Raw genomic sequence first — 26,059 nt, 5'->3', positions numbered from 1 at the left:
CTCCTCGGGATCGTCAGAAATCGATGCCGTCGAAATCCGGTTCGGAATCGTCGAACAGGGGCTCGGCATCGGGCAGGTATTCGTCTTCGGTCGGTGTCACGGCAGCCATTTCGGCCGCGGCGATGGCGCGGGGATCGCGGACATCGACGATGCGGGCGCCCGGAAAGCGCTCCAGCACCGCCTTGACGGAAGGGTGAGCCGCCGCGTCGCTCTCGCGCTGGTCCTTCGCGGCCGCCGCCTGCTCCCGCATGGTGGCGCCACCTTCGTCATTGACGACGGCGACCATCCAGGTCTGGCCAGTCCATTCCTTGAGACGTCGCGACAGATCCTGCGCAAGGGTGCGCGAGGCTCCCTCGGCCAGCGAGAATTCGATGCGGCCGGGCTCGAAGCGTACCGGCCGGATATCGCGCTCCAGCGCGATCTTGAGCGTGATGTCGCGATGCTGGGATGCCAGCGCGACGACATCCTCCAGCGAGGCTACGATCGCCATCGGCGCAGCAACAGCGCGTGCGACCGGAGCGGGCGCCGGATTGGCGCTAGCGAGGATCGGGCGGGCGGCGAGCGCGGTGTTGCCGCCACCGGAGGGCGGGCGCGGCATGCCCATGCCATTGCCGCCGCCATTGCCGGCAGGGACGGAGCCCATGCCGTCGCGTAGCATCTTCAGGGCCTCGTCGGGCGTCGGCAGGTCGGCGGCGTGCGCGAGGCGAACGAGGACCATCTCGGCGGCCATCACCGGCCGGTCGGCCTGCTTCACCTCGGCAATGCCCTTGAGCAGCATCTGCCAGGTGCGGGCGAGGATGCGGACCGAGAGGCGCTGGGCGAAATCGCCGCCGCGCACGCGCTCGGCCTGGGCGAGGCTGTTGTCCTTCACCGCCTCGGGCACGAGCTTGAGGCGCGTCACGAGATGGGTGAATTCGGCGAGGTCGTTCAGCACCACGACCGGGTCGGCGCCGGCATCGTATTGCGCGCGCAATTCGCCGAGAGCCGAAGCGATGTCGCCCTTCATCACAGCCTCGAAGAGATCGATGACGCGGGCCCGGTCGGCGAGGCCGAGCATCGAGCGGATGTCGTCGAGCGTGATCCGGCCGGCGGCATGCGCGATGGCCTGATCGAGGATCGAGAGCGAGTCGCGCACCGAGCCCTCGGCGGCGCGGGCGATCGCCGCGAGCGCCTCCTGCTCGGCATCGACGCTCTCGGCCCGGCAGATATTGGCGAGATGATCGACCAGCGCGTCGGATTCGACGCGGCGCAGGTCGAAGCGCTGGCAGCGCGACAAGACCGTGATCGGCACCTTGCGGATTTCCGTCGTCGCGAAGATGAACTTCGCATGCGGCGGCGGTTCCTCCAGCGTCTTCAGGAACGCGTTGAAGGCGCCGGTCGAGAGCATGTGCACCTCGTCGACGATATAGACCTTGTAGCGCGCGGAGACCGGCGCATAGCGCACGGCGTCGTTGATCTGGCGGATATTGTCGACGCTGTTGTTGGAGGCGGCGTCGATCTCCATCACGTCGATATGGCGGCCCTCGATGATCTCGCGGCAATGGATGCCGAATTCGCGGAGATCGGTGGTCGGGGCGCCCTGCCCGTCGGGCGTCTGGAAGTTCAGCGCGCGCGCCAGGATGCGGGCGGTCGTGGTCTTGCCGACGCCACGGACGCCGGTCAGCATCCAGGCCTGCGGGATGCGGCCGGCCGCGAAGGCGTTGGTCAGCGTGCGCACCATCGCTTCCTGGCCGATCAGGTCGCCGAAATGCGCCGGCCGGTATTTTCGCGCCAGCACGCGATAGGGCGCGGGTGCCCCATTGGCGGAAGCTTGCGGCGCAGGCGCCGGATCGAACCCGGCGAATCCCGGTTCGTCAGCAGAGGCGGCGTCGTTCGGATCGATCATGGAAACTGGTTTCGCCAATCGGGAGGCGATGAGTCAATGGCGCAACGCCGGCCCCGTGTTCGGTCCGGCGCTTTCAGACGCGCATGAGGTGGGAGGCTGGACGAAGACCCGTTCGGTCTCGTTAGGGCTGCTTCCTTCCGGACCTGACCCGGTTGGCGAGTGAGACGTCCCTCGCCAACCTCCCGCCCGCTATATCGGGGATGTCTCGGAGAATCGCAAGCCGGCATCTCGGCAACCGCGAAGCTTCGTCGCAGTCAGGCCTGAAGCTGCCAGTTTGGCGTTGACTTGGTGTCGTCCATCCGTCATAAGCCCGCGACCTGCGCAGCCGAAAGGCGGCGCCGACCCTTATCGCATGACAGGCTCGGTTGGCCATGCTTTCCCCGGAAAGCCGCGGCCGTCGTGCTCATAAAGGCCCCGGAGACGGACCGTGAAGAGAACCTATCAACCCAGCAAGCTGGTTCGCAAGCGCCGCCACGGCTATCGCGCCCGCATGGCGACCAAGGGTGGCCGCAAGGTCATCGCCGCTCGCCGCGCCCACGGCCGCAAGCGCCTGTCGGCCTGACGAGCCCTGGCGCGTCACGACAGCGCGCCGGTTTCGGAAGACAGGCCAATCGCCATGCGCCTCGCCCGTCTGACGCAACGCAAAGAATTCCTGGCGGCGGCCGAGCACGGCCGCCGTTTTCGTTCGTCCGCCTTCATGGCGCAGGTGCGCGACGCCGCGCCCGACGAGCCCCGCAAGGGTGGCGAACCCGTGGCCTTGAGGCTCGGCCTCACGGCCTCGCGCAAGACCGGCAATGCCGTGAAGCGCAACCGCATCCGCCGGCGCCTGCGCGAAGCGGCGAAGCTGGCGCTCGCCAGCCAGGCCGAACGGCCCTGCGACATCGTGGTCGTCGCGCGCTCCGACGTGCTGACGGCGCGATTTAAGACGCTCGTCACCGATCTTTCGATTGCCATCGACCGGGCAAAGCCTCACAAGCCGCATGCTGACAGGCGCCGCCCGCATCCCAAGCGCGGCACGCCTTCGCAAGCCTGAACCCGCCGCGCCCCTGCCGGACCAAGCGAGATCCGTTTCCGACCATGATGAAAGAAGACAACCGAAATCTGCTTCTCGCGATCGTCATGTCCGTGGTCGTGCTGCTCGGCTGGCAGTTCTTCTACGGCGTGCCGCAGATGGAAAAGCAGAAGCAGGCCGCTCAGCAGAACCAGCAGGCGCAGAGCCAGCAGGTCCCCGGCGCATCCGGCTCCACTCCGGCTCCCGCCACGCCCGGTCAACCCGCCGGCTCCGCCGTGCCCGGCACCGCTGCTCCGCAGCAGATCGGCACCCGCGAGCAGGCGCTGGCCGCGAGCCCGCGCGTCAAGATCGACACGCCCAAGATCGCCGGCTCGCTCTCGCTGACCGGCGCGCGCATCGACGACGTCTCGCTCAAGGCCTATCGCGAGACCGTCGATCCGAAGAGCGCGAACATCGTCCTGCTCTCGCCGATCGGCGGACCGAACGCCTATTATTCCGATTTCGGCTGGGTCGCGGCGCCTGGCACGACTGTCGCCCTGCCGAACGCGACGACGGTCTGGACCGCCGACGATCAGGTCCTGACCCCGGCCAAGCCGGTCACGCTGAGCTGGGACAACGGCCAGGGCCTGACCTTCAAGCGCGTCGTCAGCGTCGACGACAACGCCATGTTCACGATCCGCGACGAGGTCGAGAACAAGGGCGGCGCCGCCGTCACCCTGTTCCCCTATGGCCAGATCGTCCGCCAGGGCAAGCCGGCGACACTCGGCTATTACGTGCTGCACGAGGGCCTCGTCGGCAATCTCGGCGAGCAGGGCCTGCAGGAATACACCTACGACAAGCTCGACAAGGAGCCGCTGCTCTCGCCGGGCACCGCCGGCAGGACCTGGAAGGACGCGGTCGGCGGCTTCCTGGGCATCACCGACAAGTACTGGGCCGCCGCGGTCATCCCCGACCAGCAGCGCAAGTACGAGGGCCGCTACTCCTCAGTCCAGACCGGCACCGGCCGCACCTACCAAGCCGATTTCCTCGGGGAAGGCGTTGCAGTCGCGCCGGGCGCCACGGCCTCCTCCAGTGCCCGGATGTTCGCCGGCGCCAAGGAAGTCGCGGCCATCGACGGCTATGAGAAGAATCTCGGCATCAAGCGCTTCGAGCTGCTGATCGACTGGGGCTGGTTCTATTTCATCACCAAGCCGCTCTTTTTCGTGCTCGACTGGATCTACAAGCACATCGGCAATTTCGGCGTCGCGATCCTGATCGTCACGGTGCTGCTCAAGATCCTGTTCTTCCCGCTCGCCAACAAATCCTACGCCTCGATGGCGAAGATGAAGGCGATGCAGCCGGAGATGACGGCGATCCGCGAGCGCTACGCGGACGACAAGATGAAGCAGCAGCAGGCTCTGATGGAGCTGTACAAGACGCAGAAGATCAACCCGGTCGCCGGCTGCTGGCCGGTGCTGCTGCAGATCCCGGTGTTTTTCGCGCTCTACAAGATCCTGTTCATCACCATCGAGATGCGGCACGCGCCGTTCTTCGGGTGGATTCACGATCTCGCCGCGCCGGACCCGAGCAATATCTTCTTCTTCCTGCCGGCGGCGATGACGAGCTATCTGCACCTCGGCATCTGGCCGATCATCATGGGCATCACGATGTTCATCCAGATGAAGATGAACCCGGAGCCGCCGGACCCGGTCCAGAAGATGATGTTCACCTGGATGCCGGTGTTCTTCACCTTCCTGCTCGGCTCGTTCCCGGCCGGCCTGGTGATCTACTGGAGCTGGAACAACCTGCTCTCGGTGCTCCAGCAGGGCTACATCATGAAGAAGAACGGGGTGAAGATCGAACTCTTCGACAACCTCAAGGGCATGTTCGGCAAGAAGCCGGCAGCCGCAGGCGGAGCGCCCAACCCCGCCAACAGCAACAAGAAGTGAGTGATCGAAGGGCGGGGTTTCCCGCCCTTCGCTTTTGAAGGCCGACCCGATGCCATTGCCCGATCCGAGCACGCGCCATCCGATCCCCGGCTGGAAGGGCACGGCCTTCCTGAAGGCGGTGGTCGACCATCCGCTCATCGAAATCGGCGATTACAGCTATTACGACGACTCGCGCGGACCGGAGCATTTCGTCGCCCGCTGCGTGCGCTATCATTTCGACTTCATCGGCGACCGCCTGATCATCGGGAAATTCGTCGCGATCGCGCAGGCGGCGCAGTTCATCATGAACGGCGCCAACCATCCGATCGGCGGGTTCTCGACCTTCCCCTTCCAGATGTTCGGCCTCGGCGATCCCGAGAGCCTGAAGCGCCCCGGCCCGAACAACCGCGGCGACATGGTGATCGGCAACGATGTCTGGATCGGGCGCGAGGCGGTGATCATGCCGGGCGTGACGATCGGCGACGGCGCGATCATCGGCACGCGGGCGCAGGTGACCAAGGACGTGCCTCCCTATGCGGTGGTCGCCGGCAATCCCGGCCGGATCGTCAAGATGCGCTTTGCGCCGGAGATCGTGTCCGAGTTGCTGGCGATCCGCTGGTGGGACTGGCCGGCGGACAAGATCGCGCGCCATATCGACGCGATCCAGGGCGCCGATATCGACGCGCTGCACAGGGCCGTGTAGGCAGGACGCCATGACCACATCGACGACAAAGCCCTATGACGCCGAGGAGATCGAGGCCGCCCGCAAGCTCTTCGAGGGCCCGTGGGATTTCGTCTGGGCCTCGACCAAGATCGACGACCTGCCGCCGATGGTCGGCCAGGAGATCGCCTTCGCCGGGCGCTCCAATGTCGGCAAGTCGAGCCTGATCAACGGGTTGACGCGGCGCAACGCGCTGGCGCGCACCTCGCATACGCCGGGCCGGACGCAACAGCTCAATTTCTTCCGCCAGGTCGACCATGACGAGCGCCTGACCATCGTCGACATGCCCGGCTACGGCTATGCCGCCGTCGGCAAGGAGAAGGTCGCGGCCTGGACCAGGCTGATCCACGAATACCTACGCGGCCGCTCCAACCTGATGCGCGTCTATGTGCTGATCGATGCCCGCCACGGCATCAAGGATGTCGATGGCGCGGTGCTGGAGACGCTCGACAAGGCCGCCGTGTCCTATCAGGTCGTGCTGACCAAGGGCGACGCGTTGAAAAAGGCCGACCAGACCTTCATGACCGAAGCGACCTTCGACGAGATCAAGCGCCGCCCGGCCGCCTTCCCGGAAGTGCTGCTGACCTCCAGCGAAACCGGCATGGGCATCCCGGAATTCCGCGCCGCGATCGGCCGCGTGCTGGGCGAACACGGCTGAAGCGCGATGACCGCGACGAAAATCCATCTAGCCCTCGCCGCGCTGATGGGCTTTGCCGGCGTCGCCCTGCTGGCGGCTGCCGCGCACATCACGGGCACGGCGAATGTCCAGACCGCCGGCCAGATGCTGCTGTTCCATGCCTCGGTCGTGATCGGCGCCACGGCCGCGCGCAGGGGCGGACATCTTCATGACGTCATCGCTCGTATCGCGCTCTCGGCCGCCATCCTCGGCGCGGCCCTGTTCGCGGCCGATCTCGCCCGGCGCGGCTTCGCCAATGAAGGGCTGTTCCCGCGCGCGGCCCCTATCGGCGGCTGGTTCATGCTCGGCGGCTGGCTCGGGCTTGCAGTCGCCGCCGTGACCGCGAAGCGCGGCTGAACGGCGTCAGCGTTCTTCCGCCTCGCTCGATCTTGGGCTAGAAGCGCCCCGCATCTGTCCTTGCGGCCGCGCGGAGCCTGCCCGAATGACCGACCATCCCCACCTGACGCCGTCGCAATCCGCAGAACTGCTGGTGCAGGCGCTGCCGCATATGCAGCGCTACGACCAGGAGATCATCGTCATCAAGTATGGCGGCAACGCCATGGGCGACGCGGCCACCGCCGAGGATTTCGCCGAGGATATCGTGCTGCTCGAGCAGTCCGGCCTTAAACCCGTCGTCTGCCATGGCGGCGGCCCGCAGATCGCGGCGATGCTGAAGAAGCTCGGCATCCAGTCCGAGTTCAAGCAGGGCTTGCGCGTCACCGACGAAGCCACCGTCGAGGTCGTCGAGATGGTGCTGGCCGGCTCGGTCAACAAGGAGATCGTCGGCTACATCACCCGCGAGGGCGGGCGCGCCATCGGGCTCTGCGGCAAGGACGGCAACATGGTCACCGCCCGCAAGGTGACGCGCACCGTCGTCGATCCCGATTCCAAGATCGAGGAGGTCCTGGACCTCGGCTTCGTCGGCGAGCCCGAGAAGGTCAATACCACCGTGCTCGATGCGGTGCTCAAGGCCGAGCTGATCCCGGTCCTGGCGCCGGTCTGCGCCGCCGCCGACGGCCAGACCTACAATGTCAACGCCGACACTTTCGCGGGCGCCATCGCCGGGGCGCTCAACGCCAAGCGCCTGCTGCTGCTGACCGACGTGCCGGGCGTCCTGAATAAGGACAAGCAGCTCATCTCCGAACTCACGATCGAGGAATGCCGCCACCTGATCGCCGACGGCACGATCTCCGGCGGCATGATCCCGAAGATCGAGACCTGCATCTACGCGCTGGAAAAGGGCGTGGAGGCCGTCGTCATCCTCGACGGCAAGGTGCCGCATGCGGCGCTGATCGAGCTCTTCACCGATACCGGCGCCGGCACGATCATCCGGCGTTGAGAGGAGCTTTCACGCCGTCATCCCGAGCGGAGCGAAGCGCAGACCCGGGATCCATTCCGGAACGGTTCGGGCATGGATCCCGGATCGGCGCGGCTTCGCCGCTTGTCCGGGACGACGGCGTCGAGCGTTTCAAGGATTGCCCCGATTAAGCCTTGCCCAAGGACTTGCGGCGCAGACTCCGGCTCGCCACATCTCGGAGTCCAATGAAAATACTCGCAGACACACCTGCCGCGACCCCGCCCCTGACGGCGGAAAGCTTCGCGCATGTCGACCACTGGATCTTCGATCTCGACAACACGCTGTACTCGCACGAGAGCCGCGTCTGGCCGCAGGTCAACGAGCGCATCACTCTGTTCCTGCAGGAGCTGTTCGGGCTCGACGGCCTGTCCTCGCATGCCCTGCGGCAGTACTACTACCACCGCTATGGCACGACGCTGAAAGGGCTGATGGAGGAGCACCAGATCGACCCCGATCAGTTCCTCGACTTCGCTCATGACATCGACCTGACGCTGCTTGAGCCCAATCCGGAGCTCGGTGCGGCGCTCGAGGCTTTGCCCGGCCGCAAGCTGATCCTGACCAACGGCTCGGTCGGCCATGCCAGGAACGTCGCCGGCAAGCTCGGCATCCTCGACCAGTTCGAGGATATCTTCGACATCGTCCATGCCGGCTTCCTGCCGAAGCCCGAGCGCGCGACCTACGAGAACTTCCTCGCCAAGCACTCCGTCGATCCCGGCCGCGCCGCGATGTTCGAGGATATCGAAAAGAACCTGATCGTGCCGAGCGACCTCGGCATGAAGACCGTGCTGATCATCCCGCAGACGCCCGATCCCTTCCGCGAGGCCTGGGAACAGTCCGCGATCGAGGCCGGCCATGTCCACCATGTCACGGCCGATCTCACCGGCTTCCTCAGGCCGCTCGGACGGTCCGACGAACGGCAGACCTGAGCAGGAGGCGTTTCCTCCCGCTCAGCTTCCCTGAAAAAGGAAATTCCGTTCTTCTTTACGAACTCCTTGGGAGCTGATACTGCTCCTGTCCGTTATAAAGAACGGATCGAGAGTTCCATGCCGTCACCGGACAAAGCCGCAGCCAAGCTGCATCCCGAGACCCGCCTCGTCCATGACGGCATCCAGCGATCCCAGTTCGGCGAGACCTCGGAAGCGCTCTACCTGACGCAGGGCCATGTCTACGACAATGCCGCGCAGGCCGAGGGCCGCTTCCTGAACACCGATCCCGGCTTCCAGTACGGCCGGCTCGGCAATCCGACGACGGCGATGCTGGAGGCCCGCATGGCCTCCTTCGAGGGCGCCGAGGCCTGCCGCGCCACCGCGACCGGAATGGCGGCGGTGACCGCGGCGATGATGGCGCCGGTCAGGGCCGGCGACCATGTCGTGGCGGCGAGCGCGCTGTTCGGTTCCTGTCGCTACATCATCGAGGACCACCTGCCGCGCTACGGCGTCGAGACGACGCTGGTCGAGGGCACCGATCTCGATGCCTGGCGCAAGGCGGTGCGTCCCAACACCAAGCTGTTCTTCCTGGAATCGCCGTCGAACCCGACGCTGGAAGTTCTCGACATCGCCGCCATCGCCAGGATTGCGAAGGGAGCCGGCGCCAAGCTCGTGGTCGACAATGTCTTCGCCACGCCGCTCTACCAGCGCCCGCTGGAGCTCGGCGCCGATATCGTCGTCTATTCCGCGACCAAGCATATCGACGGCCAGGGCCGCTGCCTCGGCGGCCTCATCCTCGGCTCGAAGGAACTGATCGAAGCCGATATCCAGAACTACCTGCGCCAGACCGGCCCGATCCTCTCGCCCTTCAACGCCTGGGTGATGCTGAAGGCGCTGGAAACGCTGCCTTTGCGCGTCGGCAAGCAGGCCGAGAACGCGACCAAGGTCGCCGACTGGCTGGCGGCGCAGGCGAAGCCGACCAAGGTGATCTTCCCCGGCCACAAGAACCATCCGCAGGCCGAGATCATCAAGCGCCAGATGAGCGGCCCCTCGACCATGATCGCGTTCGAGGTTCCCGGCGGCAAGGAAGGCGCCTATCGCCTGCTCGACGCCTGCAAGCTGATCCGCATCTCCAACAATCTCGGCGACGCCAAGAGCCTGATCGTCCATCCGGCGACGACGACGCATCAGCGTTTCACGCCGGAGGTCCGCGCCGCGATGGGCGTCAGCGACGGCCTGATCCGCCTTTCGATCGGGCTGGAGCACCATGACGACCTGATCGCCGACCTGGAGCAGGCGCTGGCGAAGGTGTGAGCCACCCCGTTTCCGTCATGTTCGGGCTTGTCCCGACCATCCACGTCTTCGCTGGTACAAGGCCGTGTTCAAGACGTGGATGCTCGCCACACGGGCGAGCATGACGGCGGAGACTCCCGCCCCTGTGGCCATCCCCGCCCGCCCCTGCTAAAGCGGGGCCGTTTCCCGCTAAAGGCTTGAGAGGCCAACATGCGTTCGGGCGAAGTGAAGCGCCGCACCAACGAGACCGATATCGCGGTCTCGCTCCTGATCGACGGCACCGGCAAGGCCGAGATCGCCACCGGCGTCGGCTTCTTCGACCATATGCTCGACCTGTTCGCCCGCCATTCGCTGATCGATCTCACGGTCAAGGTGAAGGGCGACACCCATATCGACGACCATCACTCGGTCGAGGATGCCGGCATCGCCATGGGCGAGGCCCTGAAACAGGCGCTCGGCTCGAAGAAGGGCATCCGGCGCTATGCCGATGTCCACCTGCCGATGGACGAGACCCTGACCCGCGTCGCCGTCGACGTCTCCGGCCGGCCGTTCCTGGTCTTTCGCACCGAGTTCAAGGCGCAGAAGATCGGCACCTTCGATACCGAGCTGGTGCGCGAGTTCTTCCAGGCCTTCGTGATCAATGCGGGCATCACGCTGCATGTCGAGACGCTCTACGGCGACAACGCCCACCATATCGCCGAGAGCTGCTTCAAGGGGCTGGCGCGGGCGCTGCGGCAGGCGCTGGATGTCGATCCGCGCGAGGGCGACCGCGTCCCCTCGACCAAGGGCGCGCTGTAGGAGGTCCCGATGCCGTTCTACACCGTCATGACGCCACCGCCCGTTGGCGGCGACCGGCGCGAAGAGATCGAACAGGCGCGGCTGATCCCCGAGCATTTCGCCTGGGGCGCCTTCCTGCTCACCGGCCTCTGGCTGCTCGGCAAGCGGCTCTGGCTGGCGACGCTGCTCTTCGTGCTGGTCTGGGGCCTGCTGATCTGGCTGAACAGCCGCTTCGGCCTGCATGCCAGCGCGCTCTCGCTGATCTACTGGTCGATCGCGCTGTTCCTCGGCGTCGAGGGCAACAACATCGTCATGCGCAAGCTGACCCGGCAGGGCTGGCGGCTCGCCGATGTCGTCGAGGCGCGCAACCTGGCCGAGGCCGAGCGCCGCTATTTCGAGCGGGCTCTGGCCGGCGAAGCGGCGCTGCCGCGCGTCGAGGCCGCGCCGGCCACGACCACGGCACGGCCGAGCGGGCCGCTGCCGATCATCGGCCTGTTCCCGGAGGCCCGGGGCCGATGAGCCAGAGCGTCGCGATTATCGATTACGGCTCGGGCAACCTGCACTCGGCCGCGAAAGCCTTCGAGCGGGCGGCGACTGAGGCCGGCATCCCCTCGACCATCCACGTCACCAGCGACACCGACGTTGTGCGCGCGGCCGATCGCATCGTGCTGCCGGGCGTCGGCGCCTTCGCCGATTGCAGGCGCGGGCTCGATGCGGTGCCGGGCATGGTCGAGACGCTGGAAGAGGTCGTGCAGGCCAAGGGCCGGCCCTTCCTCGGCATCTGCGTCGGCATGCAGCTCCTCGCCTCGCGCGGGCTGGAATATACGGTGACGCAGGGGCTCGGCTGGATTCCCGGCGACGTCATGCTGATCGAGCCGAAGGACGACGCCCTCAAGATCCCGCATATGGGCTGGAACACCCTGCACAAGCAGGACGAGCACCCGCTGCTCGACGGCATAGAGACCGGCCCGCAGGGATTGCACGCCTATTTCGTGCATTCATACGCGCTGTCGGCGGCGCGCCCGCAGGACGTACTGGCCCTGACCGACCATGGCGGACCGGTCACCGCGATGGTCGCGCATGGCAACGTTGCCGGCACGCAATTCCACCCTGAGAAGAGCCAGAAGCTGGGGCTGAAGCTCATCACGAATTTCCTGAGCTGGGCACCATGATCCTCTTTCCCGCGATCGACCTGAAGGAAGGCCGCTGCGTCCGGCTGAAGCAGGGCGACATGGCGCAGGCCACGATCTTCAACGATGATCCGGCTGCCCAGGCCGCCGATTTCGAGGCGCAAGGGTTCCAGTGGCTGCATGTCGTCGATCTCGACGGAGCCTTCGCCGGCAAGCCGATGAACGCGGCCGCGGTCGAAGCGATCCTGAAGCGCGTCGCGTTTCCGGTGCAGCTCGGCGGCGGCATCCGCGACATGAAGACGGTCGCCGGCTGGCTGGAGAAGGGCATTCGCCGCGTCATTATCGGCACGGCGGCGGTGCGCGATCCCGGCTTCGTGCGCGAGGCGGCGAAGGCCTTTCCGGGCCAGGTCGCGGTTGGAATCGACGCGCGCGACGGCTTCGTGGCCGTGGAAGGCTGGGCCGAGACCTCCTCGCTGGCGGCGGCCGATCTCGGCAAGCGCTTCGAGGATGCCGGCGTCGCCGCGATCATCTACACCGACATCGCACGCGACGGCATGCTCCAGGGTATCAACTGGGACGGCACGATCGCGCTGGCGCAGGCCGTCTCGATCCCGGTCATCGCCTCGGGGGGCTTAGCCTCGATGACCGATATCGAGCGCCTCTGCGCCGATGACGCCGCGATCCTGGAGGGTGCGATCACGGGCCGGGCGCTCTATGACGGGCGCATCGATCCGGCGGTGGCGCTGAAGCGGCTGGCTACAGCCGGCACGGGAGCGACGGCATGACGCTGAAGACCCGCATCATCCCCTGCCTCGACGTCAAGGACGGCCGCGTCGTCAAGGGCGTGAAGTTCCTCGATCTCGTCGATGCCGGCGACCCCGTCGAAGCCGCCAAGGCCTATGACGCGGCCGGCGCCGACGAGCTCTGCTTCCTCGACATCACAGCGAGCCACGAGGATCGCGGCATCCTGTTCGACGTGGTCACCCGCACGGCCGAAGCCTGCTTCATGCCGCTCACCGTCGGCGGCGGCGTGCGCAAGGTCGAGGATATCCGCGCGCTGCTGCTCGCCGGGGCCGACAAGGTCTCGATCAACACGGCCGCCGTGACCAACCGCCAGTTCGTCAGGGAAGCAGCCGAGAAGTTCGGCGCGCAGTGCATCACCGTCGCCATCGATGCCAAGCAGGTGACGCCCGGCCGCTGGGAGATCTTCACCCATGGCGGGCGCAACGCCACCGGGATCGAGGCCGTCGCCTTCGCCCGCGAGGTCGTCTCGCTCGGCGCCGGGGAACTGCTGGTCACCTCGATGGATCGCGACGGCACCAAGGTCGGCTACGATCTCGGCCTGACGCGCGCGATCGCTGATGCGGTCTCGGTCCCCGTCATCGCATCGGGCGGCGTCGGCGATCTCGACGATCTCGTCGCCGGCGTCGCGCAAGGCCATGCCTCGGCCGTGCTCGCCGCCTCGATCTTCCATTTCGGAACCTACACGATCGGCCAGGCCAAGGCGCATATGGCGGAAGCCGGGCTCAGGATGAGGCTGGACTGAAACATGGCGGGGCTCCTTTCCCTTGTCATTCCGGGGCGCGCCGCAGGCGCGAACCCGGAACCCACGACCGGGCGCGCCGCTCGCAACTGGGCATCGGATGTCTCACCCCGTCGTGGGTTCCGGGTTCTTCGCTCCGCGAAGCCCCGGAATGACAGAGGTTCAGCATGACCTTCACCCTCTCCGATCTCGAAGCCCGCGTCGCCGAGCGCGCCGCCGCCTCGCCCGAGGAATCCTGGACGGCGAAGCTGCTCGCCGCCGGGCCGGAGCGCGCCGCCAAGAAATTCGGCGAGGAGGCGGTCGAGGCCGTCATCGCCGCGGTGAAGGGCGACCGGGCCGAACTGATCGCCGAGAGTGCCGACGTGCTCTATCATCTTTTGGTTGTGCTTCGGGCGCGCGATGTTGCATTGCAAGACGTCTTGAGCCAGCTTGAGGCCCGCACGGCCCGCTCCGGACTGGCGGAAAAGGCGGCCAGACCCCGGTAATCGGCCGGTTGAGTTGCGTGAGGATGGACCCGGCAGGATGACCCTCCCTTGAACCTCGAAGCCTGGATTGCGGGTCGCGTCATGGACCAGCGCCTGATCTCCACTCCCCCGGAACGCGACCTCGTCTCGCCCTACCGCGCCTTCTCGCGGGACGAATGGGCGCACCTGCGCGCCGACGCCCCGCTGACGCTCTCGGTCGACGATCTCACCAAGCTGCAATCGCTCAACGATCCGATCTCGCTCGATGAGATCGTGGCGATCTATCTGCCGCTGTCGCGCCTGCTCTCGCTCTATGTCGCGGCGACGCAGGGGCTGTTCAAGGCGACGCAGCGCTTCCTGATGGCCGAGGCAGAGGCCAAGGTGCCCTATGTGATCGGCGTCGCCGGCTCGGTCGCGGTCGGCAAGTCGACCACGGCGCGCGTGCTCAAGGCGCTGCTCTCGCGCTGGCCGAACACGCCGAAGGTCGAGCTCGTGACCACCGACGGCTTCCTCCTGCCCAATGCCGAGCTGGAGCGGCGCGGCCTGATGGGACGCAAGGGCTTCCCGGAGAGCTATGACGGCGCGGCGATCCTGCGCTTCCTCTCCGACGTCAAGGCCGGCAAGCCGCAAGTGACCGCGCCCGTCTACTCGCATCTCGTCTATGACGTCGTGCCCGGCGAGACGGTGACGGTCGAGCGGCCGGATATCCTCATTCTGGAAGGGCTCAACGTCCTGCAGCCGAGCCGGATGCCGAAGGACGGCACGGTGATCCCCTTCGTCTCCGATTATTTCGACTTCTCGGTCTATCTCGATGCCGACGAGAACGACCTGCACCGCTGGTACGTCAACCGCTTCATGACGCTGCGCCAGACGGCCTTCCGCGATCCGCGCTCGTTCTTCCGCAAATATGCGGAGATCGGCGAGGAGGAGGCGCTCACCATCGCCGAAAAACTCTGGACCGGGATCAACCTGCCGAACCTGCAGGAGAACATCCTGCCGACGCGCCAACGTGCCAGCCTGATCCTGACCAAGGGCGCGAGCCACCGCATCCAGCAGGTCGCGCTGCGGCGGCTGTAGCGCGGGCTCCGGGACTGCGATGACGATCTATGTCGCCCTGCTGCACTCGATCGTGCTCGGCCCCGGCAAGCGATTGGTCATGGCCGACCTGAAGGCGATGGCGACGGAGCTCGGCTTCGCCAATCCGCGAACCTGGGTCGCAACCGGAAACCTGATCTTCGAGGGCGAGGACGCGCCGATCGCCGAGATCGAGAGCCGGTTGGAGGCGGGTTTCCGCGCCCGTTTCGGCAAACCTGTCGATATCATCCTGCGCACGGCACCGGCCTGGGGAAGACTGGCGGCGCAAAACCCCTTTCCGGACGGGGACGGCGCCGATATCGGCATCCGCGTCATGCGCCAGCCGCTCGGCCCGGACGTCCTGCCCAGGCTGGAGGCGATCGCGGCGCCGGGCATGAGCCTCGCGCTCAGGGACGGCGATCTCTGGATCGATTTCGCGGGTAAGCCCAGCGAAGCCAGGCTGCTCTCGCAACTGACGACCAAGAAGCTCGGCATCGGCACCTTGCGCAACGCCAATACGGTCAAGGCGCTGGCCGCCATGCTCGACCGATGACCGGCCTGTCCGCCCTCGCCGCGATGGCGGCTGCGGCCTTCGTCGCCGCGACGCTACTGCCGGCGCAGTCGGAAGCCGTCTTTGTCGGGCTGCTCGCGGCCAAGAGCGTCGATCCGCTCGCCCTGTTCATGACGGCGAGTCTCGCGAACACCGCCGGCTCGATCCTGAACTGGTGGCTCGGCCTGATGATCGCGCGCCACGGCGTCGAGAAGCTGCCGGTGCGCGTAAGGCCCGATCCGAAGCGCTTCGCCCAGGCGCAAGGCCTGTTCGCCCGCTTCGGCTGGCCCTCGCTGCTGCTGGCGTGGGTCCCGATCGTCGGCGATCCGCTGACTTTCGTCGCGGGAACGCTGAACTACCCGTTCTGGCGTTTCACGCTGCTCGTCCTGATCGGCAAGGCCGCGCGCTATGCGGCGCTCTGGGCCGGCTGGGCGAGCCTCGCCTGACCGTAGCGGCCTCACCGCGCGGCTTCCGCGAAAACTTCCCTTTGGTCAGGCGCATACCATTTGCGAAACCGGCCGGGCCGGGCTACCAGCGAAGATGTCCGTCCAAGGAGATTTGACTATGAGCATTCAGCGTATCGGCGTCGGCCCGCGTATGTCCAAGGCCGTCGTGCATGGCAACACCGTCTATCTGGCCGGCCAGGTCGCGGCCAACGCCGCCGGCAAGAGCGTCGGCGAGCAGACCGCCGACATCCTCGGCATCATCGACGGCATCCTGGCCGAAGCCGGCACCGACAAGACGAAGCTGCTGATGGTCAACATCTGGCTTTCCGACATCTCGACCTTCGCCGAGATGAACGCGGTCTGGGACAAGTGGGTCGTCGCCGGGGCCACGCCAGGCCGCGCCACGGTCGAGGCCAAGCTCGCCGCGCCGCAGTACACCGTCGAGATCGCGGTCATCGCCGCGAAGTAATCACCCCGGATCGCCGCTCGTCAAAACCGACGCGCGGCGATCCCTATCACCGGACCGGAGCGGGAGGCGACCATCAGCCAGACCGACCAGATCGCTCCGCTCCTGGCGCGCGTCGCCGGACGCCGCGGCCTACCGCCGATGGCTCTGGCGGCAATGATCGCCGATTGGCTGCGCCGCCCCGGTTCCGCCTTGCCGGGCGAAACCCTGCTCGACCGCAAGGCCAACGACTTCCTCGCGCTGGCGAAGCGCCTCGCGGCGCCCCTGGGCGGCGCGGAGGTCCAGAAGCTACGCAGCGAAGCGGCAGGCGCGATCGCCGCCGGGCGCTTCGCCGAGGCCGACAAGAGCCTCGCACAGGCCGAATTGCACGCCATCGGCGGCCTGACCGACCTGTCCGCCCTTCCGCCCGAAAGCCGGCTGCTGATCGGCGAGAACCGCGCCGACCGCGCGGCCATCAGCTTCCTGCGCACCACGGCCGAGGCCTATCGCGAGGCCGCCGCCCGCCATGGCGAGGCCTCCGCCCTGATCGGCCTCGCCGATGTCGACCGCAGCAGGGACGCTGCCCTCGACCAGGCGAAAGCCCTGGCCCGGATCAGCGACGATTTCGGCGGCCGCGAAGGTTATGAAGCCGCCATCCCGGCGCTGCGCCGGTTGCTGGAAGGGCTAGACAGCCTGGCGGATACCGTCGCTTTTGCCGCAGCCCAGGAGGCATTGGCCGCCTCGCTCGACAAACTCGCCGGGCTCAGCGGCGACAGCAAGCTGCTCGACGAAGCTCTCGCCCATTGCCGGGCCGGGCTGGAGGATCTGCGCCATGACGAGGCGCCCGCCCTCTGGCGCGCCCTGAAGCTGCGCTTCGGCAAGCTCGCGGTGAATCTCGGGGTGTCCCAGAAGGACGACAACCTGCTCGAAGAGGCGGTGGCGACCTATGCCACGGCGCTCGCTGTCTGGAAGCGCAGCGACGACGAGGCCCGCTGGCTCGAGGCGGAGCACATGATCTCGCGTGCGCGTGCCACGCTCGGCCGGCGCCGCAGCGATCTGGCCCTGCTCGAACGGGCCTTCAACGGGCTCAACCGTGTCTCCCAGGCGATCGACCGCAGCCGCGATCCGATGCGCTGGGCCGAGCTTCAGGACCAGATGGGCGGCGTCCTCGCCGCCATGGGCGAGCGCTACAGCGAGCCCGTCGTGATCGAGGAAGCCATTGCAGCCTTCGCCGCCGCACTGGAGGAGTATCGCCAGGAGCGCGCCCCGCTGCTCTGGGCGCAGACGCGGGCTAACCAGGCCGAGGCGATGCTTCAGCTCGCGCGGCGCAGCAAGGACAAGACGCTGGCGCAGCAGGCGCTCGCCCAGTTGATGGCGGCGACCGAAGCCGCCAAGCAGGCGCCGAATGGCGGTGCTGTCGCTACCGACATGCAGAAGCGGCTCGGAGCCGCCGGCGCAACAGCCGCCAAGCTGATCGCCGGCTGAAACATTCGGCGCGGAGCGTCAGCGCGGGCGACGCGCCGCCAGCCGCTCCAGCGCCGCATCGAGCGTCGCATCGCGCTTGGCGAAGCAGAAGCGGACGACGTTCTTCACCGCCCTCTCGGCATAGAAGGCGCTGACGGGAATCGCGGCGACACCATTCTCGGTCACCAGCCGGCGGCAGAAATCGACATCGTCGCTCTCGCCGAGCGGGGCGATGTCGACATTGAGGAAATAGGTCCCGGCGCTCGGCAGCACGGCGAAACCGAGATCGCGCAGGCCTGCCGCGAAACGATCACGCGAGCGCTGGAAATCGGCGCGCATGCCCTCGTAATAGCCGTCATCCTTGCCAAGGCCATAGGCGACCGCGGCCTGCAGGTTCGGCGGGGTGGTGAAGGTGAGAAACTGGTGCGCCTTGGACAGCACGCGCATGATCGCCGGCGCCGCCATGACGAGCCCGACCTTCCAGCCGGTCAACGAGAAGATCTTGCCGGCGGACGAGATCTTGACGGTGCGCTCGCGCATGTCGGGCCGTCCGAGCACCGAAGCGTGGCGATGTCCGTCGAAGACGACATGCTCCCAGACCTCGTCGCAGATCGCGATCGCGTCGTGACGGACGCAGAAATCGGCGAGCAGGTCGAGATCGGCCCTGCCGAAGATCGTCGCCGTCGGATTGAGTGGATTGTTGAACAGCACGACCTTCGTCTTCGGCGAGAAAGCCTTTGCCAGCGCCTCCTCGGTCAGGCTGAAATGCGGCGGGGTCAGCGTCACGAATTTCGGAATGCCGCCGGCGCGCCGCACCAGCGGCAAATAGGCGTCGTACATCGGCTCGAACAGCACGACCTCGTCGCCCGGCGTGATCAGGGCCATCAGCGCGCCCGCAATGGCTTCGGTCGCGCCCGAGGTCACCATGATCTCGCTGTTCGGATCGAGATCGAGCCCCTGCCAGTGCTTGTAATGCTTCGCCGCGGCCTCGCGCAGCTCGGGCAGCCCCATCATCGGCGGATACTGGTTCCAGCCGTCGATGACCGCCGCGGCAGCCTTCTGGCGGACGTCGAGCGGGCCGGGATCATCCGGGAAGCCCTGGCCGAGATTGACCGCGCCGGTCTCGCGCGCGAGCTGCGACATCACCTCGAAGACGGTGGTGGGAAGGGCGGAGAGGATCGGATTCATCGCGGTCGGATCGGCTCGGCAAAGGCGGGAACCGTGGCTTTAGCATGCCGGACCGGGGCGCGCACCCGATGGAAAAGCGATCTTCAGACGGAGCAAGAAATAGCGAATGATGAATGTTGACATTCGTCATCAATCAGTGTCTATTGAGTCTCAGCCGGTCCTCGGCGGACGCCCGTTGCGACTTCGCCCCTTTGGCGCAGCAGGATGCCGCAGAGGACCGGCGAACCTTGTCAGGAGGGTGCCGCCCCCGACGCGCGAAATCCGCGCCAGATTCTTCCATCCCCCTTGCATGAAGATTGCCGCTCCGATCTGGAGTCTGCGGAATCTGTCCGTCATCGCCATCATAGCGAAGCAATGACGGCGCGGGCGGCGCGCTTCCCTCGCAATCCGGCAGGCTCTAAGCAGGCGCATGGCCCGCTCCCCCGTTCCCGCGATCATGATCCTCGGCACCGGCTCCAATGTCGGGAAGTCGCTGATCGTCGCCGGGCTATGCCGGCTTTTCGCGAATCGCGGGCTGAAGGTGCGGCCGTTCAAGCCGCAGAACATGTCGAACAATGCCGCCGCGACCAGCGCCGGCGAGATCGGCCGGGCGCAGGCGCTCCAGGCCCGCGCCGCCCGTGTCGAACCGCATCCCGACATGAACCCCGTCCTGCTCAAGCCGGAGGGCGAGCAGGGCAGCCAGATCATCCTGCAGGGCCGCGTCGCCGGGCGCCTCGCCTCGCGTGATTTCGCCCGGCGCGGCGATTTTCTGCCGCAGGTGCTCGACAGCTTTACCCGGCTGGGCGAGGGCGCCGATCTCGTCCTCGTCGAAGGCGCGGGATCGCCGGCCGAAACCAACCTGCGTGCCCGCGACATCGCCAATCTCGGCTTCGCCCGCGCCGCCAACGTTCCCGCCGTGCTGATCGGCGATATCGACCGCGGCGGCGTGATTGCGAGCCTCGTCGGCACTCACGCAGTGCTCGACAGGGAAGACCGGGCGATGATCCGCGCCTTCGCGATCAACCGGTTCAGGGGCGCCGTCGAGCTGTTCGCGCCCGGCGTCGCGACCATCGCCGAGACAACCGGCTGGCCCTGCCTCGGCGTCGTGCCCTGGTTTGCCGACGCGGTGCGCCTGCCGGCCGAGGACGGGCTGGACATCCGCTCGGGGCGTAAAGCCGGAGCCCGGATCAGGATCGCCGTGCCGGTGCTGCCGGGCATCGCCAATTTCGACGATCTCGACCCGCTCAAGCTGGAGGCGGATGTCGACCTCGCCATGATCGGGCTGGGGCAGCCGCTGCCGGGCGATGCCGATCTCGTTATCCTGCCGGGCTCCAAGACGACGCTGCGCGACCTCGCGGCCCTGCGCCGGGAAGGCTGGGATATCGACATCCTCGCCCATCGCCGCCGCGGCGGCCGCGTTCTCGGGCTCTGCGGCGGCTACCAGATGCTCGGCCGGGTGGTGCGCGACCCGCTCGGGCTGGAAGGGCCGCCGGGAGAGGCGCCGGGGCTCGGCCTGCTCGATGTCGAAACCACGCTCGATGCCGACAAGACCGTGCGCGAGGTCACTTTCGTCGATGCCGGCAGCGCGGCCGAAGGCCGTGCCTACGAAATCCATCTCGGCCGGACCGAGGGCCTCGACACGATCCGTGCTCCGTTCCGCGTTGAAGGTCAGCCGGAAGGCGCCGCGAGCCCGGACGGCCGGGTCGCCGGCAGCTACCTGCATGGCGCCTTTGCTTCGGACGCAGTGCGCGGCGCCTGGCTCGGAGCCGTCGATCGCCAGCGGCACGAGCCGTCAGGCCTGCATTATGAGGATGCGGTCGAGGCGACCCTGGATCGGCTCGCCATGCATTTGAACGATCATTTCGATACGAAAACCCTGCTCAATCTCGCGAGGGACCGCCATTCCGCGGTTTGAGCCGGCCGGGAACCTCGCACGCCCCGATCCGTTCCTTCAGCAGGACTCCAGCCGGAGATTGATGCACATCAAGGCAAAAGTCTTTATTCGCCATAATGTTGACGAATGACGAAATTCGTCATAATGATCAATTCTTCACCGCTTTTCGTTTGAAACAACCCAGCCGACGACGCCGTGAGCAATCCCGAACGCGATACCAGGCAGACCATCGTCGACACCGCCGAGCGCTTCTTCCGCGATATCGGGTACCAGAAGACGACCGTGGCGGACATCGCCAAATCCCTGCGGATGAGCCCCGCCAACGTCTATCGCTTCTTCGATTCCAAGAAGTCGATCAACGAGGCCGTGCTCGAGCGCTACAAGCGCGAGCAGGAAGAGGCGATCGCCGCCATCGCCGATGAAGACCGCTCCGCCGCCGAGCGCCTGCGCGACATCCTCGCGACGTCCTATCGCCTGAACGCCGCCCGCTTCGCCGGCCACGCCCGCATGCAGGAGATGGTCTGCGCCGCGATGGAGGAGAGCTGGGACGCGATCATCGCCCATATCGAGCGCTTCGACGTCGTGCTGCGCCGCGTGGTCGCGGACGGTATCGCCCGCGGCGAATTCCGGCCGATGGAACCGGCCCATGCCACCGGCTGCATCCGCACCGCGATGATCCGCTTCATGCACCCGCTATTGATTACGCAATGCGAGTGCATCCCCGGCCCGACGCCGGACGAGATGATCGCCTTCGTGCTAAGCGCGCTGGAAGCCCGGCCGCAAACCCGCTGAGCGATCCTCCAGATTTTGACCGGCATCGGCCTTCCCGAAAACCGCGCTCCGCCTTTCGGACAGATGCCCCCACCGCGTTGACAAGCCGCCGAGGGAGCGGGATACCGCCCTTACATGGCCGCCCTCCCGAAACAGAACCTCAAGAAGCTCGCCGTCGTCCTGCATGACCTCGCGGTCACGGCGCTGGCGATCTGGCTCGTCTTCGTCGTGCGGTTCGAGGGGGCGCAGCTCACCGAGCACCTGCGTTACCTCCCGCGCTTCCTGCCCTTCTTCGTCGCCTATGCCGGGCTGATCTACTGGCTGTTCTCGCTGTACCGCTCGAAATGGCGCTTCGCCTCGCTGCCGGACCTCTCGAACATCGTCAAGGCGGTCTCCGTCCTGACGGTCTCGCTGCTCGCCGTCGACTACGTGCTGGTCGCGCCGAATTTCTACGGCGCCTTCTATTTCGGCAAGATCTCGATCGCCCTGTACTGGCTCGTGCAGGTCTCCCTGCTCGGTGGCCCGCGGCTGGCCTATCGCTACTTCAAATATGCGCGTTCGCGGACCAGCGCCGTGCGCGAGGCGAGCCTGCCGACGCTACTGCTCGGACGAGGCGTCGAGGTCGAAATGGTGATCCGCGCCATGGAAGCCGGCACGATGCGGCGCCTGCGGCCTGCCGGCATCCTGTCGCCGCGCCCCGACGATCTCGGCCAGTCGATCCGCGGCGTGCCGGTGCTCGGCCTGCTCAGCGATCTCGAACGCGTCGCCGGCGAAGCGATCGAGCGCGGCGAAGCCTATCGCCGCATCGTCGCCACGCCGGCCGCCCTCGTGCCGGAAGCGCAGCCGGAGAAATGGCTGGCCCGCACGCGCAAGCTTGCTTTGCCGATCTCGCGCATCGATAGCTTGGGCGAAGGCGTGCGCGACACCGAAGTCGCGCCGCTCGAGATCGAGGACCTGCTGGTACGCTCGACCGTCACGATCGACCGCTACCGGCTGGGCACGTTCCTGAAGGGCAAGCGCGTCATCGTCACCGGCGGCGGTGGCTCGATCGGCTCCGAGATCTGCCTGCGCTGCGCCGCCTTCGGCGCGGCCGAACTGCTCATCGTCGAAAGCTCGGAACCGGCCCTGTTCCAGATCAGCGAGCAACTCTCCGTTCAGGCACCGGACACCGCCGTCTCCGGCGTACTGGCCGATGTGCGCGACCGCGAGCGCGTCATGCCGCTCTTCGCCGGCTTCAAGCCCGACATCGTCGTCCACGCCGCCGCGCTCAAGCACGTCCCCTATCTGGAGGCGGACTGGAGCGAGGGTATCAAGACCAATATCTTCGGCTCGGTGAACGTCATGGACGCCGCCGTCGCGGCCGGTGCCCGGACCTTCGTGATGATCTCGACCGACAAGGCGATCGAGCCCGTCTCGATGCTGGGCGCGACCAAGCGCTTCGCCGAGATCTATGCGCAGTCGCGCGATGCCGAGCTGGTGGCCGCCGATTCCGGCATCCGTCTCGTCGCGGTGCGCTTCGGCAACGTGCTGGGCTCGGCCGGCTCGGTGGTGCCGAAATTCAAGGCGCAGATCGCCCGCGGCGGACCGGTCACGGTCACCAGCCCCGATATGATCCGCTATTTCATGACGATCCGCGAGGCTTGCGACCTCGTGCTGACCGCCGCCTCCCATGCCCGCGCCGGGGAAGCGGAAGCCGATCGCGCCGCCGTCTATGTGCTCAAGATGGGCCAGCCGATGCGGATCATGGATCTGGCCGAGCGGATGGTCCGCCTCGCCGGCTTCGAGCCCGGCGAGGATATCGAGATTGTCGTCTCCGGCGTCAGGCCGGGCGAGCGCCTGCACGAAATCCTGTTCGCCCATGACGAGCCGATGGCCGAAACCGGGCTCGACGGCGTGATGGCGGCCAAGCCGATCTTCGCCGGCCGCGTCCGGATCGAAGCCTGGCTGGCGCGGCTGGCTGCGGCCGTGAAGGCCAATGACGAGACAGCGGCCAAGGCCGTGCTCGACGAGGCGATCCCGGATTTCAGCCGGCGCGACTCGAAGCGGCCAGACGCGCCAGCGCCGCCTTCGTCTCAACCTGCGGCCGCCAGCCAGCCCTGAGCAGACGCTCCGGCCGGGCGACGACACTCCCCGCCAGCTTCAGGAAGGTCTCCTCGCGGCCGGCGAGGCCCGCCAGTCGGCGCAGCCACGCCTCCGGCACCGGCAGCAGGCCGGGACCGCGGCCGAGCCCGGCGCGCATCGCAGCCAGCATATCGGCAACGCTGATCGGCTCGGGATCGGAGAGGGTGTAGCTCTGCCGCACCGGACAGGCGGGCGTCAGCGCGAACAGGATGGCGCTGGCCAGATTCTCGACGGCGAGCAGCGAGCGCGGTGCCTTCAATCCGCCCAGCGGCAGCGGCAGCGGCAGGCGCGCCAGCTTGAGCAAGGCGGCCATATTGGCCTTCACGCCCGGCCCGTAGATCAGGACCGGACGCAGTGCGACCCAGTCGAGGTCGCGCGCGGCGAGGCCCTGTTCGGCCGCGAGCTTGGAGCGGCCATAGGGATCGCCGGGCGCCGGCGGGCTATCCTCGGTCAGCGGCGGGCCGTCGAAGACGCCGGTCAGCGCCTTGATCGAGGACAGGTATACGAAGCGCCGTATGCCCGCCTTTTCGGCGGCGCGTGCGAGCTCCAGCGTCGCCTCGGTGTTGATCCGCCGGTAGAGCGCCTCGTCGAGCCCCGGCCCGGCATGGGCGAGGCCGGCCATATGCACGACATGGTCGACGCCCTCCAGAGCAGGGCGCCAGTCGACGGGGCCTGACAGATCACCGGTCTCCACGCTCTCCGCTCCGGCAGGGACGGGCCGGGGATTGCGCAGGGCGAGGCGCGGGACGTAGCCGGCCTCAAGCAAAGCCGCGACGACATGCGGCCCGACGAAGCCGCTCGCGCCGGTGACGAGGACGCGCTGGTCAGCCATGCCGGGGGCCGGTCGCGAAGCGGTGCAGGAGGAAGCCGGTGAGCAAGGCGGCAGCGGCCAGGCAGACGAACTGGACCGGGAGCGCCGGCCAGGCCAGCGAAATGCCCGCGATCACGGCAAGCGCGAGATTGAGCAGGGCGACGCGGCCGACCACGGCGAGCACGCTGAAGCCGTTCGTCGTCGCCTGCTGGTAGAAATGCGAGCGATGCGCCTCCCAGACCTTCTCGCCACGGGCGAGGCGACGCAGCAGCGTGATCGTCGCGTCGGCGATGTGGTAGAGCGGCAGGATCAGCGCCGCGGCGAAGGCGCCGGTGCCGGCCAGACGGTAGAGCAGATAGGCGGTGACCAGCCCGATCGGCAGCGAGCCGACATCGCCGAGGAAGAGTCGCGCGACCGGCCGGTTGAATGGTGCGAAGCCAAGAAGGCCGCCGCCAAGCGCGGCCGCGAGCCAGCCCGTCACCGGGTCGATCGTGCCGCTCATCCCGGCGAGCGCCAGAGCCGCCGCCAGCGGCACCATGCCGGCGACCGTGATCCAGTCGAGCCCGTCCATGAAATTGACGAGGTTGACGAACCAGACCCCTGCAAAGAGCGCGAGGGCGCGTTCGACCGAGAGCGGCAGCAATTCGGGAAACAGGCGCAATTCCGGTGCGGCGCGAAACAGCACGAAACCGACGCAGGCTGCCTGAAGCACGAGCCTGACGCTCGCCGGCAAGGGCCGGATGTCATCCCAGGCGCCGACGATGCCGAGCCCTGTCACCGCAAGCGCGAGCACCAGCACGGCACGTGCCGCCTCGCCCTCGACCGGGGCGAGCCAAAGCGATGCGCCGAGCGCGAGGAAGGCGCCCGCGAGAACGGCGATGCCGCCGCCCTGCGGGGTCGGAATTTTGTGGCTGGACCGGGCATTCGGCCGCGCGAGCGCATAGCGCAACAGGAGCGGGCGCAGGGCCACGCACAGCACCGCCGCCAGAACGGCGGCGGCAGCACAGATCGTCAGGGGGCGGAGCACGCTTTCCAAAGTGCCCGCACCATAGTCGAGGCGGCGCAAAAGCCTAGAGGCTACTGCTTGATGCGCCCAAAGCGTCCCGGCCTAGTTCCGGAAACCGATCAGCACGCCGTCGGCGCCGAGCTGGAGCTGAAGCCCCTGGCGGCGGGTGGCGAGCCTGAGCGTCACGCCCTTGTCGTTGCGCAGCCAGGTGGTGCCACGGCCCGCGGCACCGACGGCCCAGCCCTCCTTGAGCTGGACATAGGGGCCCGCGAAGTCGGAGACGCGGCGCAGCCCGTAGACCGTGCCGGAGGCGACCGAGCGTGAAGCGCCGATCGAGCCGATGCCGAGCCCGCCGACCGTGATCGGGTAGGAGCGACCCTGGTAGCGCAAGGTCCCGCCCCCAGCCTCGCCCGAGGCGATGAAGCCGGCCTGGACCTGCTCGAGGCGAACGGTGCCGGTCGAGGGGCCGAGCGAGCGCTGCTGGGCCATGGCCGGCGCAGCCAGCATCAGAACGGCGGCGATGGTGGTGGTTGTCTGCCTGATCGTCATCATATCCTGCTCCTTGCGCCACATCGGCGGCGTAGCGGATCAACCCGCGAGACGCGGATTCGATCCCGCG

At 67.3% G+C, this 26,059-nt stretch carries 28 protein-coding genes and 1 other RNA gene; 23 read left to right on the top strand and 6 right to left on the bottom strand.

Going from position 1 to position 26,059, the window contains the following annotated elements:
- Nucleotides 1-13: 13 nt before the first annotated feature.
- Nucleotides 14-1,885, bottom strand: a complete 1,872-nt coding sequence (locus Q9235_RS12280; RefSeq protein WP_306227626.1) for a DNA polymerase III subunit gamma/tau — start codon at nt 1,883-1,885, stop codon at nt 14-16.
- Between the two features lie 87 nt (nt 1,886-1,972).
- Nucleotides 1,973-2,069, bottom strand: an RNA gene (gene ffs, locus Q9235_RS12275) — signal recognition particle sRNA small type.
- 243 nt (nt 2,070-2,312) lie between these two features.
- Between ffs and rpmH the strand changes: the two genes are divergently transcribed.
- The 20 genes from rpmH to Q9235_RS12175 all read left to right on the top strand — a co-directional run bounded on the left by rpmH (nt 2,313) and on the right by Q9235_RS12175 (nt 17,691).
- Entirely contained in the window at nt 2,313-2,447 is a 135-nt protein-coding gene (rpmH, locus tag Q9235_RS12270) for a 50S ribosomal protein L34 (RefSeq protein WP_038364779.1), read from the top strand.
- A gap of 54 nt (nt 2,448-2,501) precedes the next feature.
- The gene (gene rnpA, locus Q9235_RS12265; protein ID WP_306227617.1) at nt 2,502-2,918 is read left to right on the top strand and encodes a ribonuclease P protein component; all 417 of its coding nucleotides are present in this window, start codon (nt 2,502-2,504) and stop codon (nt 2,916-2,918) included.
- A 47-nt stretch (nt 2,919-2,965) separates the two neighbouring features.
- Complete coding sequence (gene yidC, locus Q9235_RS12260; RefSeq protein WP_306228246.1) at nt 2,966-4,825, top strand: membrane protein insertase YidC; 1,860 nt, start codon at nt 2,966-2,968, stop codon at nt 4,823-4,825.
- Nucleotides 4,826-4,859: 34 nt separating this feature from the next.
- A complete protein-coding gene (locus Q9235_RS12255; protein ID WP_422678330.1) occupies nt 4,860-5,507 on the top strand; it encodes a CatB-related O-acetyltransferase in 648 nt (215 codons plus the stop codon).
- Nucleotides 5,508-5,517: 10 nt separating this feature from the next.
- Nucleotides 5,518-6,183: a ribosome biogenesis GTP-binding protein YihA/YsxC gene (yihA, locus tag Q9235_RS12250; RefSeq protein ID WP_306227613.1), complete on the top strand. Its 666-nt coding sequence runs from the start codon at nt 5,518-5,520 to the stop codon at nt 6,181-6,183.
- Nucleotides 6,184-6,189: 6 nt separating this feature from the next.
- Entirely contained in the window at nt 6,190-6,558 is a 369-nt protein-coding gene (locus tag Q9235_RS12245) for a DUF423 domain-containing protein (protein WP_306227611.1), read from the top strand.
- An 85-nt stretch (nt 6,559-6,643) separates the two neighbouring features.
- A complete protein-coding gene (gene argB, locus Q9235_RS12240; protein WP_306227610.1) occupies nt 6,644-7,540 on the top strand; it encodes an acetylglutamate kinase in 897 nt (298 codons plus the stop codon).
- Between the two features lie 203 nt (nt 7,541-7,743).
- Nucleotides 7,744-8,484: a pyrimidine 5'-nucleotidase gene (locus tag Q9235_RS12235; RefSeq protein WP_306227608.1), complete on the top strand. Its 741-nt coding sequence runs from the start codon at nt 7,744-7,746 to the stop codon at nt 8,482-8,484.
- A gap of 117 nt (nt 8,485-8,601) precedes the next feature.
- Entirely contained in the window at nt 8,602-9,798 is a 1,197-nt protein-coding gene (metZ, locus tag Q9235_RS12230; protein ID WP_306227606.1) for an O-succinylhomoserine sulfhydrylase, read from the top strand.
- A gap of 189 nt (nt 9,799-9,987) precedes the next feature.
- Nucleotides 9,988-10,575, top strand: a complete 588-nt coding sequence (gene hisB, locus Q9235_RS12225) for an imidazoleglycerol-phosphate dehydratase HisB (RefSeq protein WP_306227604.1) — start codon at nt 9,988-9,990, stop codon at nt 10,573-10,575.
- A 9-nt stretch (nt 10,576-10,584) separates the two neighbouring features.
- Nucleotides 10,585-11,073: a DUF2628 domain-containing protein gene (locus Q9235_RS12220; RefSeq protein WP_306227603.1), complete on the top strand. Its 489-nt coding sequence runs from the start codon at nt 10,585-10,587 to the stop codon at nt 11,071-11,073.
- Complete coding sequence (gene hisH / locus Q9235_RS12215) at nt 11,070-11,726, top strand: imidazole glycerol phosphate synthase subunit HisH (protein ID WP_306227601.1); 657 nt, start codon at nt 11,070-11,072, stop codon at nt 11,724-11,726. Before Q9235_RS12220 ends, hisH begins: the two co-directional genes overlap by 4 nt.
- Nucleotides 11,714-12,469, top strand: a complete 756-nt coding sequence (gene hisA, locus Q9235_RS12210) for a 1-(5-phosphoribosyl)-5-[(5-phosphoribosylamino)methylideneamino]imidazole-4-carboxamide isomerase (protein ID WP_306228245.1) — start codon at nt 11,714-11,716, stop codon at nt 12,467-12,469. The genes hisH and hisA overlap by 13 nt, the downstream gene beginning before the upstream one ends.
- Nucleotides 12,466-13,230 (top strand): imidazole glycerol phosphate synthase subunit HisF, encoded by a 765-nt coding sequence (gene hisF, locus Q9235_RS12205; protein WP_306227598.1) that lies wholly within the window; start codon nt 12,466-12,468, stop codon nt 13,228-13,230. The genes hisA and hisF overlap by 4 nt, the downstream gene beginning before the upstream one ends.
- A 164-nt stretch (nt 13,231-13,394) precedes the next feature.
- A complete protein-coding gene (locus tag Q9235_RS12200) occupies nt 13,395-13,712 on the top strand; it encodes a phosphoribosyl-ATP diphosphatase (RefSeq protein ID WP_306227596.1) in 318 nt (105 codons plus the stop codon).
- An 81-nt stretch (nt 13,713-13,793) separates the two neighbouring features.
- Nucleotides 13,794-14,768: a type I pantothenate kinase gene (coaA, locus tag Q9235_RS12195; RefSeq protein ID WP_306228244.1), complete on the top strand. Its 975-nt coding sequence runs from the start codon at nt 13,794-13,796 to the stop codon at nt 14,766-14,768.
- Between the two features lie 19 nt (nt 14,769-14,787).
- On the top strand, nt 14,788-15,318 hold the full coding sequence (locus tag Q9235_RS12190; protein WP_306227595.1) for a DUF1697 domain-containing protein: 531 nt from the start codon (nt 14,788-14,790) through the stop codon (nt 15,316-15,318).
- Nucleotides 15,315-15,761 carry a YqaA family protein gene (locus tag Q9235_RS12185; RefSeq protein WP_306227593.1) on the top strand — a complete coding sequence of 149 codons (447 nt, stop codon included), beginning with the start codon at nt 15,315-15,317 and terminating at the stop codon, nt 15,759-15,761. The genes Q9235_RS12190 and Q9235_RS12185 overlap by 4 nt, the downstream gene beginning before the upstream one ends.
- Before the next feature lie 118 nt (nt 15,762-15,879).
- Entirely contained in the window at nt 15,880-16,230 is a 351-nt protein-coding gene (locus Q9235_RS12180; RefSeq protein WP_306227591.1) for a RidA family protein, read from the top strand.
- A 138-nt stretch (nt 16,231-16,368) separates the two neighbouring features.
- Entirely contained in the window at nt 16,369-17,691 is a 1,323-nt protein-coding gene (locus Q9235_RS12175) for a hypothetical protein (RefSeq protein WP_306227588.1), read from the top strand.
- Nucleotides 17,692-17,709: 18 nt separating this feature from the next.
- Here Q9235_RS12175 and Q9235_RS12170 read toward each other — a convergent pair whose 3' ends face one another.
- The gene (locus tag Q9235_RS12170) at nt 17,710-18,858 is read right to left on the bottom strand and encodes an aminotransferase (RefSeq protein WP_306227586.1); all 1,149 of its coding nucleotides are present in this window, start codon (nt 18,856-18,858) and stop codon (nt 17,710-17,712) included.
- Between the two features lie 409 nt (nt 18,859-19,267).
- Here Q9235_RS12170 and Q9235_RS12165 point away from each other — a divergent pair, with 409 nt between their 5' ends.
- From Q9235_RS12165 to Q9235_RS12155, 3 genes are all read left to right on the top strand, one after another.
- The gene (locus Q9235_RS12165; protein WP_306227584.1) at nt 19,268-20,752 is read left to right on the top strand and encodes a cobyric acid synthase; all 1,485 of its coding nucleotides are present in this window, start codon (nt 19,268-19,270) and stop codon (nt 20,750-20,752) included.
- A 174-nt stretch (nt 20,753-20,926) separates the two neighbouring features.
- Nucleotides 20,927-21,523: a TetR/AcrR family transcriptional regulator gene (locus Q9235_RS12160; RefSeq protein WP_306227582.1), complete on the top strand. Its 597-nt coding sequence runs from the start codon at nt 20,927-20,929 to the stop codon at nt 21,521-21,523.
- A 114-nt stretch (nt 21,524-21,637) separates the two neighbouring features.
- Complete coding sequence (locus Q9235_RS12155) at nt 21,638-23,602, top strand: nucleoside-diphosphate sugar epimerase/dehydratase (RefSeq protein ID WP_306227581.1); 1,965 nt, start codon at nt 21,638-21,640, stop codon at nt 23,600-23,602.
- Here Q9235_RS12155 and Q9235_RS12150 read toward each other — a convergent pair.
- The 3 genes from Q9235_RS12150 to Q9235_RS12140 form a co-directional block, all read right to left on the bottom strand.
- Nucleotides 23,526-24,455, bottom strand: coding sequence for an NAD-dependent epimerase/dehydratase family protein (locus tag Q9235_RS12150; protein ID WP_306227578.1), 930 nt, complete (start codon nt 24,453-24,455; stop codon nt 23,526-23,528). The genes Q9235_RS12155 and Q9235_RS12150 overlap by 77 nt on opposite strands.
- Complete coding sequence (locus tag Q9235_RS12145) at nt 24,448-25,461, bottom strand: MraY family glycosyltransferase (RefSeq protein WP_306227577.1); 1,014 nt, start codon at nt 25,459-25,461, stop codon at nt 24,448-24,450. Before Q9235_RS12145 ends, Q9235_RS12150 begins: the two co-directional genes overlap by 8 nt.
- An 81-nt stretch (nt 25,462-25,542) precedes the next feature.
- Nucleotides 25,543-25,992, bottom strand: coding sequence for a hypothetical protein (locus Q9235_RS12140; RefSeq protein ID WP_306227575.1), 450 nt, complete (start codon nt 25,990-25,992; stop codon nt 25,543-25,545).
- Nucleotides 25,993-26,059: the final 67 nt, after the last annotated feature.

It is taken from the genome of Bosea beijingensis (genome assembly GCF_030758975.1).
GTDB classification, from domain to species: Bacteria; Pseudomonadota; Alphaproteobacteria; order Rhizobiales; family Beijerinckiaceae; genus Allobosea; species Allobosea beijingensis.
The sequence above is the reverse complement of the archived record's forward strand: the minus strand, read 5'-3'. Positions and strand labels throughout refer to the sequence as shown.

Bases quoted from the DNA above. Each gene is read 5' to 3' on its own strand.
- Q9235_RS12280 (WP_306227626.1), bottom strand. From the start codon at position 1,885: ATGATCGATCCGAACGACGCCGCCTCTGCTGACGAACCGGGATTCGCC.
- rnpA (WP_306227617.1), top strand. From the start codon at position 2,502: ATGCGCCTCGCCCGTCTGACGCAACGCAAAGAATTCCTGGCGGCGGCC.
- yidC (WP_306228246.1), top strand. From the start codon at position 2,966: ATGAAAGAAGACAACCGAAATCTGCTTCTCGCGATCGTCATGTCCGTG.
- yihA (WP_306227613.1), top strand. From the start codon at position 5,518: ATGACCACATCGACGACAAAGCCCTATGACGCCGAGGAGATCGAGGCC.
- Q9235_RS12245 (WP_306227611.1), top strand. From the start codon at position 6,190: ATGACCGCGACGAAAATCCATCTAGCCCTCGCCGCGCTGATGGGCTTT.
- argB (WP_306227610.1), top strand. From the start codon at position 6,644: ATGACCGACCATCCCCACCTGACGCCGTCGCAATCCGCAGAACTGCTG.
- Q9235_RS12235 (WP_306227608.1), top strand. From the start codon at position 7,744: ATGAAAATACTCGCAGACACACCTGCCGCGACCCCGCCCCTGACGGCG.
- metZ (WP_306227606.1), top strand. From the start codon at position 8,602: ATGCCGTCACCGGACAAAGCCGCAGCCAAGCTGCATCCCGAGACCCGC.
- hisB (WP_306227604.1), top strand. From the start codon at position 9,988: ATGCGTTCGGGCGAAGTGAAGCGCCGCACCAACGAGACCGATATCGCG.
- Q9235_RS12220 (WP_306227603.1), top strand. From the start codon at position 10,585: ATGCCGTTCTACACCGTCATGACGCCACCGCCCGTTGGCGGCGACCGG.
- hisH (WP_306227601.1), top strand. From the start codon at position 11,070: ATGAGCCAGAGCGTCGCGATTATCGATTACGGCTCGGGCAACCTGCAC.
- hisF (WP_306227598.1), top strand. From the start codon at position 12,466: ATGACGCTGAAGACCCGCATCATCCCCTGCCTCGACGTCAAGGACGGC.
- Q9235_RS12200 (WP_306227596.1), top strand. From the start codon at position 13,395: ATGACCTTCACCCTCTCCGATCTCGAAGCCCGCGTCGCCGAGCGCGCC.
- coaA (WP_306228244.1), top strand. From the start codon at position 13,794: ATGGACCAGCGCCTGATCTCCACTCCCCCGGAACGCGACCTCGTCTCG.
- Q9235_RS12190 (WP_306227595.1), top strand. From the start codon at position 14,788: ATGACGATCTATGTCGCCCTGCTGCACTCGATCGTGCTCGGCCCCGGC.
- Q9235_RS12185 (WP_306227593.1), top strand. From the start codon at position 15,315: ATGACCGGCCTGTCCGCCCTCGCCGCGATGGCGGCTGCGGCCTTCGTC.
- Q9235_RS12180 (WP_306227591.1), top strand. From the start codon at position 15,880: ATGAGCATTCAGCGTATCGGCGTCGGCCCGCGTATGTCCAAGGCCGTC.
- Q9235_RS12175 (WP_306227588.1), top strand. From the start codon at position 16,369: ATGGCTCTGGCGGCAATGATCGCCGATTGGCTGCGCCGCCCCGGTTCC.
- Q9235_RS12170 (WP_306227586.1), bottom strand. From the start codon at position 18,858: ATGAATCCGATCCTCTCCGCCCTTCCCACCACCGTCTTCGAGGTGATG.
- Q9235_RS12165 (WP_306227584.1), top strand. From the start codon at position 19,268: ATGGCCCGCTCCCCCGTTCCCGCGATCATGATCCTCGGCACCGGCTCC.
- Q9235_RS12155 (WP_306227581.1), top strand. From the start codon at position 21,638: ATGGCCGCCCTCCCGAAACAGAACCTCAAGAAGCTCGCCGTCGTCCTG.
- Q9235_RS12150 (WP_306227578.1), bottom strand. From the start codon at position 24,455: ATGGCTGACCAGCGCGTCCTCGTCACCGGCGCGAGCGGCTTCGTCGGG.
- Q9235_RS12140 (WP_306227575.1), bottom strand. From the start codon at position 25,992: ATGATGACGATCAGGCAGACAACCACCACCATCGCCGCCGTTCTGATG.